This is a genomic window from Streptomyces sp. NPDC002784, assembly GCF_053592135.1.
The window spans coordinates 1-1,214 of record NZ_JBSFVD010000190.1; the positions used below are offsets into that span (position 1 = coordinate 1).

Annotated in this window: 1 protein-coding gene; it reads right to left on the reverse strand. The window is 66.9% G+C overall.

Annotated elements, in window-relative coordinates; all coding sequences use genetic code 11:
- Positions 1-551: 551 nt before the first annotated feature.
- The coding region (locus ACWD1Z_RS37715) for an SDR family oxidoreductase (protein ID WP_451125465.1) at positions 552-1,214 on the reverse strand (663 nt) is incomplete at its 5' end.

A 1,214-nucleotide genomic window follows, 5' to 3' on the forward strand; every position in this document is an offset into this window, starting at 1 on the left:
GACCCGTCGGCGAATCCCGCGTCGTTTACGACGCGGGGCGTCAGCTCTGTCTCGGGCCGCACGCGCACGGACCGGTCGTTATCAGCCAACCCGACGCGGACCGCGTCGAGCCCGCTCTTGTCCCGCCCGGCCCGCTGGCACTCATCGCCCCATTTCGATCCTGGTCACAGGTGCTGCGTATGTCCCGGCGGTGCGGTCGGCACGTGACCGTCCATACGGCTGCACCGCTAAGTCAGCTAGCTCCGCAGTTTGCCGGACAGCACGGCAGTGACCTGCGCCTGGTGCGCCATACGCGCCTGCCATGGTCGCGGTGAAGTTTTCCTTGCAGCCGAGCAGCGGGTAGTTACGCTGCGAGGATAAAGTCTTGCCCGCGCGAGGTTTTCATCTCGACAGCAGGTGAGGTAGCCCTACTCGCGCGAGTTGCCCGAGATCGCTGGACGACACGCCATTGACAGGCCGAATGCCGAGGCCCGACGGGAGTTCCGCACCGGCGCTTTTCTGGCCGGCCGGGCCCCGCCCGGCCGGCCGCCGCATGTTCGGCCGACGGTAGGTCATTGCACGGCCGCAAGGTTCTTGGCCCGGGATCGCGCCAGGGCGGCCAACGTGGTGCGCAGCCAGGCTTCCGTAGTCGCGGCGGAGGGCGCGGCAGGCCAGGAAGGCGTGGGGACATCAGGGGCGGGCAGTGCTGTCGCGTTGTGAATGGCGATGGCGTGGCTGAGCATCATCATCAGTCGCAGGCACACCGTAGCCGAGCGTTCTGTTCTTCGAAGACGTTCGATGCGACGCAGCGCCTCCCTCGGCTCGACGCATTCCGGGACCGGCCAGCGGGTGATGCCGTGTTCTGCCCAGATATCAGGCATCAGTTCCACCGCACGTCCGCAGGTGGCGGCCGCTTCTGCGCTGGTGATCCAGTAGTCGCCTGGTGGGGTGGTCCGCTCCGTGGCGGCCAGCACCGCCTGAGCCACATGGTCGCTGGATACCACGTCGAGGAGGGTTCCCTTTGACAACGGGACGAAGGGGGCCTGACCTGTAAGGGTGTGAAGCAAGCCGGCGCACAGACCCTGCACGGCACTGATCCGGCCGGTGACCGAGTCCCCGATTACAAGGGACGGACGCAGCAGAGCCGTTTCGGCGCCGCCGTCACGGACAGCTTCTTCCCCGGCGACCTTTGTGTCGATGTAATGCATGACCGGTGCGGCGAGATCACCCGCGTA